Here is a 15751-nt window from a genome sequence, read left to right as displayed (position 1 = left end):
TCGAATTAAACAACTAAACCTCAAATATTTAGACGTATTTTTAAGAATTTCACAAAAAAAATTAGTTTATCGAGTAAAGTCTATTATTTTTTTGAAGGAGAAGTAATCAACATCGACAATGTTACGACCGGATAAGAACCGTATATAAACTAGAAAGCCTCATATTTCTATGAGGCCAATTATTTTGTTTTATTTGCATCCACAGAATAAAACTAAACCAAACAAACTAATGAGACTATAAGACAAATGAGTTTGGGAATTGTTTTTATAAATAAAAAATATTTTTAATATTTTTTATTTGGGTGATGGAAAAGCAGATACTGCAAAGTGATATTGGTATCAGACCAATGATAAAAATGTGATAATATAAATTAAAGAGGCGGTATTACAGATAGAATTGTCATCCTGAGCTTGTCGAAGGGCTTGTTTTAAATGACCTAAAAGGCGTTTCGACAGGCTCAACGTGACAAACCGAAGTGAATTACAATCTACAATACAGCATCTTTATAAATTTGCTTTGTATTTCTAATTAATTTAAATCAAAGCGATCTAAATTCATTACTTTATTCCAGGTGGCCACAAAGTCTTTCACAAATTTTTCTTGTGCATCAGCACTTGCGTAAACCTCTGCAATAGCCCTTAATTCGGCATTGGAACCAAATACCAGATCAGCGCGGGTTGCGGTCCATTTTGGCTGACCGGTTGAACGGCTGCTTCCCATATATAGCTCTTTATCCTCTGCAATAGCTTTCCATGCGGTTTCCATATCTAATAAATTGATAAAGAAATCGTTGGTCAACTGACCTGGTTTTGTAGTTAGCACACCGTTTTTAGATCCATCGAAATTCGTATCCAATGCACGCAAACCACCTACCAATACCGTTAATTCAGGCGCGGTTAAAGTAAGCAACTGGGCTTTATCAATCAGGAATTCCTCAGTAGGAACAGGTGATTTGGTTTTACGGTAGTTCCGGAAACCATCTGCCGCTGGCTCCAGATAACCGAATGATTCGATGTCGGTTTGTGCCTGCGAAGCATCCATCCGGCCGGGTGTAAATGGTACTACAATTGAATGTCCGGCATCAGCAGCTGCTTTTTCTACTGCAGCAACGCCTGCAAGCACGATTAAGTCGGCCAAGGAAACTTTTTTACCATCAAGCTGCGCCGCATTAAATTCATTTTGAATCCCTTCCAATACATTCAATACTTTTTGCAACTGCGGCGGATTATTAACAGCCCAGTCTTTTTGCGGTGCCAAACGGATCCTTGCGCCATTTGCCCCGCCGCGTTTATCGGAACCCCGGAAGGTAGAAGCTGAAGCCCATGCCGTAGAAACCAGTTCTGAAACGCTCAATCCGGAAGCCAATACTTTTGCTTTCAGTGCAGCAACATCATTTTCGTTGATTAATACATGATCAACAGCAGGTATCGGATCCTGCCATAGCAATTCTTCCTGTGGTACTTCTGGTCCCAGATAACGCGCCACCGGCCCCATATCACGGTGGGTTAATTTAAACCATGCTCTTGCAAATGCATCCGCAAACTGATCAGGATTTTCCAGGAAACGTCTTGATATTTTTTCATACGCAGGATCGAACCTTAAAGCAAGATCGGTGGTTAACATCGTTGGCAGGTGTTTTTTTGAGGCATCGAAAGCATCAGGAATAATGGCATCTGCATTTACTGCTTTCCACTGGTGTGCCCCCGCAGGACTTTTCGTTAACTCCCATTCAAATCCAAAAAGATTTTCGAAAAAATTATTGCTCCATTGCGTTGGTGTAGTCGTCCAGATTACTTCCAGTCCACTCGTAATCGCATCAGCGCCTTTACCAGAACCATAACTGTTACTCCATCCAAACCCCTGACTTTCGATACCAGCGGCTTCAGGTTCTTTGCCTACATGATCTGCGGAAGCAGCACCATGGGTTTTGCCAAAGGTGTGTCCACCTGCAATTAAGGCTACAGTTTCCTCATCATCCATCGCCATGCGACCAAAGGTATCGCGGATATCTTTGGCTGCTAGAATCGGATCCGGATTTCCATCCGGTCCTTCAGGGTTTACATATATTAAACCCATCTGCACGGCTGCAAGTGGTTTTTCTAAATTACGGGAGTGTACGTCGCCATCGGCATCATCGTCGGTAACCACCACACCATGTGCTTTATCCGCACCATCAGAGCCGTGTCCATAACGGAGATCGCCGCCCAACCAGGTGGTTTCTGAACCCCAGTATACGGATTCGTCAGCTTCCCAAACATCCTCGCGTCCACCGGCAAAACCAAAAGTTTTAAAACCCATCGATTCTAAAGCAACATTACCGGTTAGGATCATTAAATCTGCCCAGGAAATTTTGCGCCCATATTTTTGTTTAATTGGCCAAAGCAACCTACGCGCTTTATCAAGACTCACATTATCCGGCCAGCTGTTTAGCGGCGCAAAACGCTGCAAGCCGGCACCAGCACCACCACGGCCATCGCCTACCCTATAGGTTCCGGCGCTGTGCCAGGCCATGCGGATAAACAAACCACCATAGTGACCGAAATCTGCCGGCCACCAATCCTGTGAATCGGTCATCAGTGCATGAAGGTCTGCCTTTAAAGCTGCCAGATCTAAACTTTTAAAAGCCTCCGCATAATTAAATCCATCATCCATTGGGTTAGATAAGCTGGAATGCTGACGTAAAATACTCAACTTTAACTGTTTTGGCCACCAGTCGCCATTTCTGGTGCCACCACCTGCTACATTACTCTTCATGCTGCCGTTATGGAACGGGCATTTGCTGATATCGTTCGATTCTTTTTCCATTATGTATAATATTTTGTTAGTGAAAATCTGATCTGTTATTAAAAATTAACCGATGATTAAAATTAGAGAATTGAAATAACTAATCACAATCATTTAATTCTATAATGAAATAGTTAGAATCTATTACTATGTAATATCAGCAATTTAGGGGAGATGCGAAGACCTGGTGCCTCAAAATTTAACCCGGCGTTAATCTTATTTGGAAAATGCCCTTTAGAAGGATATGAAATTTTAAGTGGCATTTTTCAAATAAGATCAATCCATTCAAACTCCGGAACAATCCAAAAATTCAATTGTCCACTATTTGTAAAAATAAATGATCAAACAAAATTTTGTAATCGTGAATATTATATTTGCGACAACAAAAAGATAAAAACTATGAGACAATTAACATTTGCATCCCTACAAGTAAAAAATTTAGACGCTTCAAAAGCCTTCTATGAAAACCTTTTGGGTTTTGAAGTCGGCAATTCGAATCCGCAAGCCTGTGTTTTTAAGTATAACCATGGCGAAGCAAGTTTTGCTATTCGCACGCCTCTTGAACCGCTCGAAGACAGAGAACTGGGTATTGGCGTGGCCATTTGGTTCGCCGTTGAGGAAAATGTCGAAGAACTGAAAGAAAAGTTTATTGGGAACGGGGTTACAACTGCGGGAGAAATCATTGAAACGCCATTTGGCCGTGCATTTCATGTTAAAGATCTTGATGGCTATAAATTGACTTTCCTGAGTGCTAAATAAACCAGCAGATGCAATTCAAGTAAACGACAAAACAAATATTAAAATAGATCTGATATGGAATTAGCTACGGAATTTTTAATTTTATCGATATAAGAAGCGAGTCAACATTTTGATTAAAAAAGAGGATCCTGAATAATGTCTGAAGAAATTGAATTTCATTTTAAAAGCCCGGCAGATAGTCCAGGTTATCTGTTAGGGCAAGTCACTATGCTTTGGCAACGAAAGCAAAAAAGGGTACTTGATCCTTTGAATTTAACACAAACCCAATTGGTATTAATGGCAGCCTTAGCATGGCTTTCGAAAAAAAGTGATGCAGTAACTCAGGTAGACATTGCCAACCAAAGCAATGCAGACAGAATGATGGTGTCAAAAGTATTGCGCACCCTTCAGGAAAAAGGCTTTATCACCAGGCAGGAACACGAAACAGATACAAGAGCAAAGACGATTAAGTTAACAACTGAAGGAGGCCGTGTTTTGCAAAAAGCTCTGATTGAGATTGAGCATGCCGACCTGGCGTTTTTTGATACCTTAAAGGATGGGATTTCGTTATTCAATAAACATATGGTGCAGCTCATTGAAAAAAATAAAGATATTTAGGCTATACCATCTGTTAAAAGATGATCTACTGCTTAATTTACTTCGGATTAGCGAATGATTTCTACAAAAAATTCCTGCAAACATTTGATTTGCAGGAATTTCTATTTTCACATTAAATAATGTGGAGCCGAAGGGAGTCGAACCCTTGTCCAGTTGTGAGATAAATTATACCTTCTACATGCTTATTTTTCAGTTAATTTTCGGGAAATAAACGGGCTGAAAACCGACCTTATTTATATCCTTAGATACTTTGTCTCACTTTAAGTCGTATCTCCTTAAAGCCAGCTTTGTTGTTTCGATGCCCCAGATTCTAACCCAACAATGCAGCAGTTAGAGGGACAAAAGCTAAGCTAGTTCTAAACTAGGCAGCTAAGGCGTAAGTATTTTCGCCAACTAAAATTTGATCGTTCACTTTAAGTGCTCTCCGAACAACGCACTGCATGCTAACATAACTTTCGCCACCCCGTCAAATCCAAGAACGGCCCCAGAGAAAGTTTTTCTGGTACAAATACCAGACCACAAATATACGAAAAACTGTGTTAAATCACAATTTCCTTCATTTACCTATATCAGGTTATGCTCCGGATCAACAATGGATTTGATTGTTACTTAAACCCGAAGGGCATCACCACAACTGCAACGATAAAACCCATCTTCCTCAAATAAAAAAGAAATACGATCATCTACCTGCAAAGCGAATCAGGAAAATTCACAGCGACCACCATCTTTTTGTCTTTAAATTTTGGGCATTGGTCGATTGGCTCCCCAGACTGGTATAATGCCCTGATATACGCTGAAACGTTTGCCGGGTCTGCACGTCTTATAATCAGAACAATCAATAAAAACATTGTAAAAACTTAAAATTTAAAGCATATGAAAACTTTACTTAAAACATTATTCGCATCATCTTTAGCATTGATATTATCAACTTCAGCAGTAGTATCAGCTCATGCAACTGAAACCATTAAACCAGTTCATGCTTCAAAAGTATTGAACTTCAAACGCATTAAAGTAAAAGGAAATGTAGAGCTGACCATTATACAGGGAAAACGTACAGGCATTAGCTATGCGGATGAAAACAGCGGAGAAGTTAAGGTGATACAAAGCGGAGATGGTTTAGAAATTTCCGCTGCAGACAATAACACTGCGAAACTGACCATTTATGTAAATGATATTTACCGAATCCAAGCCATGGATAATGCCAAAGTAAAAACACAAGGTAAAATCAATGCGCAATACCTGCAGGTTTTTTTAAGCGGAAATGCATCCTTAGACTTAAACTCACAAACTGAAGGATTGTATACAGTGATTGAAGATCGTGCTGACTTAACCTTAAGCGGCTCAACCAGCGACCATATGCTGGTAATGGGCAAAGAACAAAAGTTAACGATGAACAAATTTGTTGCCGCTAATACCAAAACCAGTTTAAACACTGAAAATTCACTTGCCTTGCTTGGCAAATAAAGAAAAGGAATTATACTTGATTCAGGCGGTTCATTTACGGGCCGCCTTTTTTATTGGTTAAGAAAGCCGAGAACCAGGTTTAGCGCTGTAAAAGATTTGCTAACCATTTACCTCAATGGCATTAAACATTTCTGCTATAAAACTAAACAATCTGCGCAACCCCAAATAGATATAGCCATTATCTTTAAGCAATCTGCTTAACGCTTCATCTACAGGGCTAGGCGGACTACACAACTTAATCAACCAAATATGATGAAATTCGGAATTATGATAATTGCTTTGGGCACAAGCCTTTGCTTTGGCATATGCCAGGCTCAAAACAACCCGGAGACAATTAAAGAAGACTTCAAACCAGCTGTAACCAATCAACCCGGCCAGGAGTTCCCGCAGGTTAATTCACAAGGCTACGCCCGGTTTCGCATTAAAGCGCCACAAGCAGACAGTATCAGGGTAAGCCTTGGTTTGGGAGGACAAGGCGGAACCAAACTCACCAAAACAGCCGACGGTTTTTTTATCGGCACCACTGCCGGGGCAATGGACGAGGGTTTCCACTATTATCACCTGACCATTGATGGCGGCGTATTTAATGATCCCGGCTCGATGAATTATTTTGGCTCAACGCGCTGGGAAAGTGGAATTGAAATTCCGGCCAGGGACGAAGATTTTTACGCCAATAAAAATGTAGCTCATGGAAATGTGCAGCAAATACTTTTTCCATCAAAGAGTACCAACTCTTCACGCAGAGCATATGTTTACACGCCACCAGGTTATGGTAAAGATAAACAACGCTTTCCGGTACTTTATCTGCAACATGGATGGGGCGAAGACGAGACGGCCTGGAGTAATCAGGGCCGCGCGAACCTGATTATGGACAACCTGATTGCAGAAGGAAAAATTAAGCCGTTTATCATTGTGATGACCTATGGAATGACCAATGAAACTAAATGGGGACGTATGAAAGATTTTAAGATTGATGCCTTTCAAACCTTATTAACGGAAGAGCTGATCCCATATATCGACACCAACTTTTCAACGATAAAAACCTCCAATGGCCGTGCCATGGCCGGACTATCCATGGGCGGTATGGAAACGCACACCATTACGCTTAACAAGCCTGAACTTTTTGGTTCTTATGCGCTATTGAGTGGCGGAACATTCACTCCTGCCGAACTGAAAGACAAGCCAAAACCGCGATTGATTTTCATAAGCTGTGGAAGCAAGGAACGTCCTGAAGGTGTAAAAAATGCTGTAGCAGCGTTAAAAGAAGCGGGCTACAATGCCGTTTCCTATGTTTCGGAAAATACAGGTCACGAATTCCAGACCTGGCGCCGAAGCCTTCTTGAGCTTGCTCCGCTCTTGTTTAAATAGATTATTCTGGTAACGTGCATAAAAGTCAATTCGTGAAGAATCGTCATTGCGAGAAGGCTTTTTCAGCCGACGAAGCAATCTTTATAGTAAGGCTTATTAGTATGATAGATTGCTTCGTCGTTCCTCCTCGCAATGAAGACCATTCTATTGGTATCCATTAATGGTAACGAAATCGATTGCTTTTATTAATGCGTTGAAATAGTCTGCTACGCTCAAACTGACACACGAATTAATTTTATATAACTTTTTAACAGACTCTATCTTAATATCTTATTTTCTATCGGCCCGAGATAACTATATGGCAATTTATCTTTATAGATGATTAGTTTTTCCAGAACCACTGCGGGATCAACCATCCATATTTTTACGGTGTGCCTTCCAGTGTTTTTAAAAGAATGTGAAGAAGTAAGCGTTCTGGCATTATCCTTTACCGCGTTTGCCCAACTGGCATCAGATCCTGAGGCACTAGGCTTAGCTATAATGGTCAGGATTTGAGGTGCTGCGCCATCTACAGAAATTCCAACCCTTAATCCTTCGGGCGAGAAATTTACCGTTGGTCCTACCACCAAATCAATTTTAGCCTCACCGCTTTCGGCAAAGAAAACAGGATATTCTAACACAGGCGTACCAGGCTGATCAAGCGAAGCAGAGGTAACCGGAAAAACCGACATACCAGATTTTCCTCTTCCATAACCCGGTATGGCTTCCCAGCTGACCCCATTTCTGGATACTTTTTTACTGGCCTGAAAAGCCTCAAATGCAATTGGCGCACCTAAACTGGCAAAGGTTCCTTTTGCTTCTGCCAATTGTTTGGGTGTTGCCTTATTGGCTTTCACATTAATGACTACAGTGGTCGTGTCGCCAGATATCTGTATTTTACCTTCGTGTTTTCCACTATTGAGTTTGGTCCAGTCGATATCAACGAATACACGGTAATCATTTGTACCGGGAACACTTTCCTTTTTCAAACGGATCCACTGATCGGCTTTTAACTGGAAATTGATCGCTGCAGCCCCCTTTGCAAAAACTTCAAAGTAAGACTCCGATTTGTTTAAAGATTCGAATGCCGGAAGCGTGGGCGCCGGAGCGCTTGAGGGCCAGCTATCAAATGAGCCATCTATGGCAACGCCAAAATCTGATGTTGAAGACACCTGGATCTCATCTGTTTTAGGCATGATGTTTTGCTTTGGATCGTTCCAGCTGGTGTACCCAATCCTCACCTGATCCATCATGTGATTCCACTTACCGCCTGCCAGTTGATGGTTAAATTCATCGCTGAGTTGTTGATCCTGTTTAAAAAGATCGAGTGCAAGGTTACGCTGAAGATTGGTAGCAGCTCTTCCCTGTTTAAAATACAGGCGGTTTTTACCTACAGCAATATATAAATCGGTAACCGTTTTCATCGCCCGGATGGGATAATATACCAATTGATAAAATGCATCTTTGTATTTTTCAGGCAATTTCTTATTTACCTGCGCTGCCCTGTTGTTTAACGTACTCCATTCCCTACTTACGCGCTGCGCTTCATTGAAGTTTGCCAAACTAAAAGTTTCAGGACTCAGTAGTTCAGGTTTGCGCCTGGTGGTATATTTGGAGTAGAGGCGCACTAAATCTGCAATTTCTTTTGCCTGGCCGGTTCCAAATTCGCGTGTTGCCCAGTGTTCAAGAAAACCTGCCAGCCTTTCGCGGCTCATCGCGTTGGGGTTCCAGGCCATACGTAAAAAGAATTCAATGGGAATCTCCATGGGTTTCAGGTCGCCAACATTTACCACCCAAACACGGTCGGCGCCATACTGATAAGCCAGATTCATTTGCTCCCATACTTTTGGCAGGGAAGTGGTATTTAGCCATTTATAATTTCTGGGTGCGCCAACATAATCGAAATGATAGTAGATTCCTGATCCACCGCTCCGTTTGCGCTCCTGCGCAGTGGGCAAATGCCTTAAGTTGCCCCAATTGTCATCGGCCCACAATAAGGTAATATCATCAGGAACTTTCATTCCGAAATCGTAATAATCTTTAACTTCTTTATATATGGCCCAAAGCTGTGGAATCTTTTCTACAGGCTGATCCATATTTTCTTTAAGAATTTTGCGTTGATCCGTAATAATATTCTCCAGCAAGTTCACGTTGGATGCCATATCTCCACCTTCAACCATGGGTTCGTCTCCATCTCCACGCATGCCCATCGTAATCAGGCTTTCGTAGTTTTTGTTTCTTTTAATTCCCTCCTGCCAGAAAGCGTTTAACCCCTGAGGATTTGTTGCATAATTCCAGGCGCCAACCCCGTGTTTTTTCCATTCCTGTTGTGCCCGGATCATCGGTTCATGATGGGAAGTGCCCATTACAATGCCATATTCGTCGGCCAGACGTGGATTTTCAGGATCATCTTCATTAAATGCATTACTCCACATGGCTGGCCACAGGTAATTGGCCCGAAGGCGCAACAGCAGCTCAAACATATGGGTATACATTTTACTGTTCATCCCGCCAAACTTCTCTTTGGCCCAACCTGTCATGGCCGGGGCTTCATCGTTAATAAATATCCCCCGGTATTTTACCGCAGGTTCGCCAGAACTGTAAGTCCCGGAAAGCGCAAATGCACTTTGGCGGGGTTTGGGCGGAACATCGGCCCACCAATACCACGGCGATACGCCTAATTGTTCTGATACTTCGTATATGCCATATATGGTTCCTCTTTTGTCGCTCCCTGCAATAACCAATGCCTGATTGACGCCGGGAAACGGATTTTTAACAGTTGATATAACAAAACTTTCCCATTTGCCAGAAATGGTAGTACTGCTCAGCTTGCCTGATGAGATCAACTGATCAATGAGTTTGCTTTTACCAAGGGTTCCGATTATAATAACAGACTTGCCAGCAGGGCTCATGCTTTTTAATTCCGGCTTAAGGCCCGATACGCGGAAAAAATCATTTCCTAAATCACCAATTGCCCTTATTACGCCTTTATAATCATTCCCATCATAAAAAATATTTGTTGCGGTTCCTTTTTCTATCAATGCAAAATCTTCTTTATTCTTTCTGGTTTCTTGAATAAATTGCTTTTCCAAACCTAAACTTGCCTGGGCTTTAGTGTAATTAGTCCAAAAAGAGAAAAGGATAAGTGACGTAAAAAAAATATGGCGTTTTTTAAAAAAATTTACTGGCATTAGGGAAAGAAATTAGGTTCTCGATTGATCTTTATTTTTTTTAAGCTAGCCGGTATTTAAGCTATTGAAGTAACAGGTTAGCAAGTGGGATTTTTATTTCGGAATAGTGATTTTTATTGTTGCCCAAATCTTCTGGTCCCCAAAAAAAAGGCAGGCACTTTTATAAAAAACGAATGAGCGACATCAATTGACGCCGCCCACCCAACTAAACCAAAGTATTATTAATATCCAGGATTCTGGTACGCTTTCTTTTCATCTGCACTCATCTGCATTCCGTCTATTTGCGCCTGAGGGATAGGACGTAAATATAAGTTAGGCGTAATGGTACGGGTTACGGTTTGTGGCGTGTGATCGCCGTATGCAGTTCCTGCGATAGTATAGGTAGCAGCAAGCTCGCTCCATTTCTGGGTACGGATCAGATCGTACCTGCGGTATCCTTCAGCATAATACTCTCTTGAACGTTCGGCCAAAATATAATTAATATCTATTGTAGCCGGGGTAGCCGCAACCATTGCTGCACTGTTATCTGCAACTTTAGCCACATTTCCATTGTTATCGAAACGCCATTTACCAGCTCTTGCCCGAATTACATTAATGAGTTCGCGGGCGCTTTTGCCAGCTTTGGTTGTTGCTCCTTTCACCGCTGCTTCGGCTGCAACAAAATAAAGCTCAGAAAATTTAGCTACCGGAAACGGGCGCGTACTACCTGCGTTTGGCTGTCCTAAACCTGTGCCATTATCGGTACGGTAAGGACCTAATTTCCAAAGCCCAGGGTAAACAATTCTGCTGATTCCGCCAGGAGCAATCACATAATCAGCTCTTCCAGGCAGAATACCTGCGCCCACACCACTTATACCAGCACCTGTCGGGTAAGCGATTGTAGCATCATCTGTATTTAGAAAGCTCAGTACAGCATCTCCCGGAACTACAGATAATCCGTTTGCGTTAACCAATGATGCGGGTGCACTTGAAGGTGGGTTGTAACCCTTAGGCCAGTTACCCCTGTAAACCGTAGTGAAAGTACCATCATATCTCGAATCGAGTGTTTTATCTGCAAAGGTATTTTTCAATACTTCAATGGTTGGCGCCATACGGTTCCATGGACGGCCTAAATGCTGCTCCGCTTCGCGCTGAACGGAACTGATACCTCCGCTCCGGATATTGGTGTAATTCCAGGTCATCATCCAACCTGCAAAATTATCTGGCGCACCACCGCTTCCAAACGTTAAGCTACCACCGTTAAATTTCTCGCTTGTTTGTGTATGGTCGGCATATAATAATGTTTCCTTGTTACGGTCATTCACCGCCCAGTTAACATCATAATAGGTATCCATCAGCCCAAATGTACCCGGGTTTTCGATTGCTGCGGTAGCAATATCGTAAGCCTGCTGAAAATAGTAATTGGCATCATGTCCATCAGGGTCAGTCCTTGCAGATGCAGGATAGGTTGGAATATTATTTGGATTTTGTAACCACCATGCATAAGTTAAATAAGCTTTTGATAAGAATAGCTGTGCAGCTACCTTAGTCACACCGCCGGTAACCCTTCCCGTTGCAGGCAGGTCCGCAATAGCTTTTATAAGATCAGGAAATACCGCTTTTGTGTATACAGCCGGTACCGTATTTCGTACGGAAGTTCTAACCGGATTGGTGTTAAATCTCAATTCGCCGGCACCCAGGTCAAGCGGAACGCCACCGAAAGTTTGTACCAAAAGAAAATAGTCGAAGGCGCGGAAAAATCTGGCTTCGGCCACCAAGGCATTTGATATCCCTGCTGCACTGGCATTTTCGATGATACCACTGGCATTGTTGATGTTTGGAAAGGCTTCACTCCACAATATACTACTCGGAAAACTTGTTGATAAGATGGAACCCACTCCGGAGCAGTCCATATCTTTAAAGTTTCCATCAGCATCTTTGCCCCAGGTAGCCTCATCGGTTCCGGTGATTAAAGAATTGTAAAAATAAGCCTGGCCATAAATATTTCTTAAATGGGCATACATAGAAGTTAGTCCACCGTTTACGCCTGTTACCGTTTTAAAATAATCGGGCGTAAAAGTGCTGCGTGGCTCTTCTTCCAAAATTTTAGAACAACCTGAAAAGATCACCATCAGTAACCAAACAGTTGCGACAGTTTTTAATTGTATATTTTTCATATCCTGTTTATGCTAAAATGTTAAATTAAGACCTGCAACGTAATTGCGGGTTGAAGGTGTATTGGTACCAATTGTTAAAATTCTTCGCTGATAAGAATTTACCGCCTGGTTTTCATCTCCATATGAATTTGTTTCCGGATCCATACCCGACTCCCTATGGTAAGGAGAGAACATGACGAAAGGATTTTGTACGGTTAGATACGCGCGAAGCCTTACATTTGAATTTTTGATCAGGTCCCTGTTAAAATCATAACCAAGAGAAATCGTCCGTATTTTAAGGAATGAAGCATCAAAATACCCCAATGTGCTTCCGTATTTAGGGTTATCGCCACTGGCTATGCCTCCTGGCTTAGGGTACTTGGCACCTGTATTATCAGGTGTCCAATAATCTACCTTAACATTATTTCTACGACCAGTTAGTAAGTTCAGGTAGCCTGCTGAGCCATAAAGTGTACTCACCAATGTTCCGCCACTTTTGAAAAGTCCGACTACATTCAGGTCAAATCCCTTATAGGCAACCCTGGTATTAAAACCGCCGGTAAATTTTGGGTCAATATCGATAACCTGTCTGTCGGCGGCACCTATAGCTCTGGTTGGGACACCGTTTGCATTATTATAGTCTCCGGTATACTTCACTTTAATCATCCCTACGTTTCCACCTGGTTCAAGCACATTTAGGTAAGGATCACCTGCCTGCCATAGTCCAATTTTTTCATAGTCATAAATGGCATTGATATTATGACCAACAAACCATGCATTTCCTTCATCGCGGGTCTGTCCGGATGCCAGGGCGGTTAGTTTATTTCTGTTTGCCGTAATGTTGAAGCCTACATCCCAGGTCCATCCACCCTGATTTTCAAGGATCACCCCATTAACACTCAGCTCCCAGCCTTTATTCTGGGTTTGGCCGATATTTGCGGTATAGCTGCCTACACCCGCAGTTGACGGTAAGGCCACGCTAAGCAAAATATCTTTAGTTTTGGTGTCATAGTATTCAAATGTTCCGGAAATGCGGTTTTTTAAGATTGAAAAATCCAATCCATAGTTCCAGGTTTCAGAATATTCCCATCCTAAACCAGGACTTGGAAGCTGAGACACATAATATCCGGTTGCATAAGTATTATCGCCAAAATTATATGGGCGGGTACTCAACAGTCCGAGCGTTTGATATGGAGCAACGGCTTGATTGGAAGTTTGTCCGTAACCTATACGTATTTTTAATCTATCAATCGCGGTAATATCTTTCATAAAAGATTCATTCATTATATTCCATCCTACAGAAACCGCAGGATAGGTATGCCACTTGTGTCCCGGCGCCAAACGCGATGACGCATCAGACCTAAGTGTGGCGCTTAAGAGGTACTTATTATCGTATGAGTACATGATCCTTCCCATGTAAGAAACCAACCCGGTAAGGCTATAGTTACCGTTGCCAATTGTGATTTCGCCATTGGCTTGTCCCAGGTTATAAAACTGGAAAGCTTCAGCAGGAATATCCCTGGCACTCATAGAAGAAGAATTGAATTTATTTTGTTCCGCAGAATATAAAGCAACTGCATTGAAAGTATGTTTTCCAAAACTGCGGTCGTAGGTCAATAAATTCTCCAATGTCCAGTGGTAGGTTTGCGAGTTACTTACTCCGGCAGTAGAAGGTGTAGTGGCTGTAGTACTGCCCACCCCAACACCAGTAAAGTTACCATTGTTGCTCTGGATAAAATCTAATCCCAGGTTGGCACGGTACTTCAATCCTTCAACCCATGGAATTTTAACCTCACCATATAATGAATTATAAGTAGCAAAACCACGCGTTTCATTCAACCATTTGTCATGCAAATCCTTTACAATGCCATTGGTGTAAACAAAAGCTTCGTCTTGCGGCATTCTGATGGTCCGTTTTAAACTTCCATCTGCATTGTAAGGATTTGAGATCGGGGTATTGCTCAGGTTGCCATAAATACCAACCTGATTACCTTCACTGATATTGTAGTTATTGTTGGTGGTAAATCCAACACGAAAAAGCTTGCCGATTTGCTGATCAAGTGATGCTTTCATCGAATACCTGGTGTATTGCTGTGTAGGAATTAAACTCTGGTTTTTATAATACCCGCCACCAAAGCTATAGTTGCTGGTTGCAGAACCGCCGGTTACACCTAGATCATGACTGGTTACAATCGCACTTTTATTATAAAAGAGGTCCTGCCAATCGGTATTCACATCATTGGATTCATCCACACCAAGCGTTGTAAATAACCCTGCGGCTTTCCTCAACGCAACAAATTCAGGTCCGTTCATCATCGGATATTTTGCAAACAAGGTTTGCAAACCGGTATAGGTGTTGTAAGAGATCTTGGCTGGCGCACCAACCTGCCCCCTGTTGGTCGTTAATAAAATTACCCCATTGGCACCTCTGGAGCCGTAGATAGCCGTTGCAGATGCATCTTTCAAAATATCGATACTTTTGATATCGTTAGGGTTGATATCGCCGATTGAGCCTGGAAATGGAATCCCATCCAACACCACCAGCGGATCATTACTTGCCGAAAGTGAACGCTGACCACGGATCAGGATCTGCATGGTTGCGCCTGGTTTGGTTGAAGTTTGGGAAATATTAACACCTGCCAAACGTCCTTGGATAGCCTGAGCAATATTGGGCGCCGGCACTTCACGGATTTTTTCTCCGCCAATAGAGGCTACAGAACCTGTAACAGCTTCTTTGCGTTGAGTACCATAACCTACCACAACCACCTGGCCCAACTCTGCTGCACTCGGCTGAAGGGTTACATTTATGGTGCTCTGATCTTTCACCGGAACCTCTTTAGTGGTATAACCTACATAGGAAAATACTAAAACGGGGTTTGTCCCGGTAGTGGTGATGGAAAAACTTCCATTACCCTGCGATGAAGTACTGGTATTGGTTCCTTTTAAAACAACACCAACACCTGGCAGTGGATTACCTTGTTCATCCACAACCTTACCTTTTACCACAGTTTGTGCCTGTGCAATAAAAGCTGAAAATATCAGTGTTGCCAATAACATCACTTTGGGGAGATACCTGAAAAATTTCCAGCGCGACGTTACACAAAATTGTAAAATTTCACTTCTCATAATTTATGGTTTATAATGGTTAAAGAATAAGAAAGACAGCTCCATCGATCGAAACAATCAACAAGTGCAATGTCAAATTCACTCGCCAAAAATCAGGGGACGACACCTTGTCTGGTCAGTTCTTACTTATGCTGTGATAAAGTTATTTACATTGCCCATCCGGTCCTGATTTGAATGTGCATATTAATAGAATAAATGTTCAAATTGAGAGGGCGCTATTACCACCTTGTAAGACACAAAAATCAAATACAAAAACAAATCATTTATAAGACAAAAATTTGCTAACTAAGTGGAGTCCTCCTGTTTAGGCATTGGAAAATCGACCTAAAAACCGCCTTTAAACCTTA

8 protein-coding genes and 1 other RNA gene are annotated in these 15751 nt (G+C 42.1%); 4 read left to right on the top strand and 5 right to left on the bottom strand.

Annotation, left to right across the window (positions count from 1 at the left end):
• Positions 1–529 precede the first annotated feature (529 nt).
• On the bottom strand, positions 530–2806 hold the full coding sequence (katG, locus tag ACIQXP_RS12015) for a catalase/peroxidase HPI (RefSeq protein WP_387503923.1): 2277 nt from the start codon (positions 2804–2806) through the stop codon (positions 530–532).
• Between the two features lie 378 nt (positions 2807–3184).
• Here katG and ACIQXP_RS12010 point away from each other — a divergent pair, with 378 nt between their 5' ends.
• Both ACIQXP_RS12010 and ACIQXP_RS12005 read left to right on the top strand, forming a co-directional pair.
• Positions 3185–3544 carry a VOC family protein gene (locus tag ACIQXP_RS12010; protein ID WP_387503922.1) on the top strand — a complete coding sequence of 120 codons (360 nt, stop codon included), beginning with the start codon at positions 3185–3187 and terminating at the stop codon, positions 3542–3544.
• Between the two features lie 135 nt (positions 3545–3679).
• Positions 3680–4141, top strand: a complete 462-nt coding sequence (locus ACIQXP_RS12005) for a MarR family winged helix-turn-helix transcriptional regulator (RefSeq protein WP_387503921.1) — start codon at positions 3680–3682, stop codon at positions 4139–4141.
• 119 nt (positions 4142–4260) lie between these two features.
• On the opposite strand, the gene ssrA is transcribed toward ACIQXP_RS12005, so the two are convergent.
• Positions 4261–4627, bottom strand: a transfer-messenger RNA (tmRNA) gene (gene ssrA, locus ACIQXP_RS12000).
• Positions 4628–5014: 387 nt separating this feature from the next.
• On the opposite strand from ssrA, the gene ACIQXP_RS11995 reads away from it, so the two are divergent.
• Complete coding sequence (locus ACIQXP_RS11995; protein WP_387503919.1) at positions 5015–5605, top strand: GIN domain-containing protein; 591 nt, start codon at positions 5015–5017, stop codon at positions 5603–5605.
• A 249-nt stretch (positions 5606–5854) separates the two neighbouring features.
• Positions 5855–6973 carry an alpha/beta hydrolase-fold protein gene (locus ACIQXP_RS11990; protein ID WP_387503918.1) on the top strand — a complete coding sequence of 373 codons (1119 nt, stop codon included), beginning with the start codon at positions 5855–5857 and terminating at the stop codon, positions 6971–6973.
• 257 nt (positions 6974–7230) lie between these two features.
• On the opposite strand, the gene ACIQXP_RS11985 is transcribed toward ACIQXP_RS11990, so the two are convergent.
• The 3 genes from ACIQXP_RS11985 to ACIQXP_RS11975 all read right to left on the bottom strand — a co-directional run bounded on the left by ACIQXP_RS11985 (position 7231) and on the right by ACIQXP_RS11975 (position 15404).
• Complete coding sequence (locus ACIQXP_RS11985; RefSeq protein WP_387503916.1) at positions 7231–10143, bottom strand: glycosyl hydrolase 115 family protein; 2913 nt, start codon at positions 10141–10143, stop codon at positions 7231–7233.
• Positions 10144–10364: 221 nt separating this feature from the next.
• Positions 10365–12299: a RagB/SusD family nutrient uptake outer membrane protein gene (locus ACIQXP_RS11980; RefSeq protein ID WP_387503914.1), complete on the bottom strand. Its 1935-nt coding sequence runs from the start codon at positions 12297–12299 to the stop codon at positions 10365–10367.
• A 12-nt stretch (positions 12300–12311) separates the two neighbouring features.
• On the bottom strand, positions 12312–15404 hold the full coding sequence (locus tag ACIQXP_RS11975; protein WP_387503913.1) for a SusC/RagA family TonB-linked outer membrane protein: 3093 nt from the start codon (positions 15402–15404) through the stop codon (positions 12312–12314).
• Positions 15405–15751: the final 347 nt, after the last annotated feature.

This window comes from Pedobacter suwonensis (genome assembly GCF_044762335.1).
Lineage (GTDB): Bacteria > Bacteroidota > Bacteroidia > Sphingobacteriales > Sphingobacteriaceae > Pedobacter.
The sequence above is the reverse complement of the archived record's forward strand: the minus strand, read 5'-3'. Positions and strand labels throughout refer to the sequence as shown.